Annotated in this window: 1 protein-coding gene; it reads left to right on the top strand. The window is 41.5% G+C overall.

Features of this window, described 5'->3' with window-relative positions:
* A partial coding sequence (locus R0K30_RS21850; protein ID WP_410612927.1) for a sensor histidine kinase occupies nt 1-275 on the top strand: 275 nt, incomplete at both ends.

Raw genomic sequence — 275 nt, 5'->3', positions numbered from 1 at the left:
GGAAATTAGTCAAAATCGACCAACTGAAAGATGAATTTATCGCCAAAACTTCACACGAATTCAAGACGCCGCTGAACAGCATTATTAATATATGCCAAACCCTTGTAGCCGGCAGAAAAAAGAAGACGATAGAGGAAGAGAAAGAAAATATGCAGCTGATCATCCGTATGGGCTACAGACTTTCTGATCTCGTAAATGATATTCTTGATTTGGAAAAAATGAAGCAGGGTATGCTGCAGATTCGTCCGGTTCCCGTCGATGTGCATGCCGTCATA

This window comes from Bacillus sp. SIMBA_154, from assembly GCF_046536015.1.
Classification (GTDB): domain Bacteria; phylum Bacillota; class Bacilli; order Bacillales; family Bacillaceae; genus Bacillus; species Bacillus pumilus_P.
The sequence above is the reverse complement of the archived record's forward strand: the minus strand, read 5'-3'. Positions and strand labels throughout refer to the sequence as shown.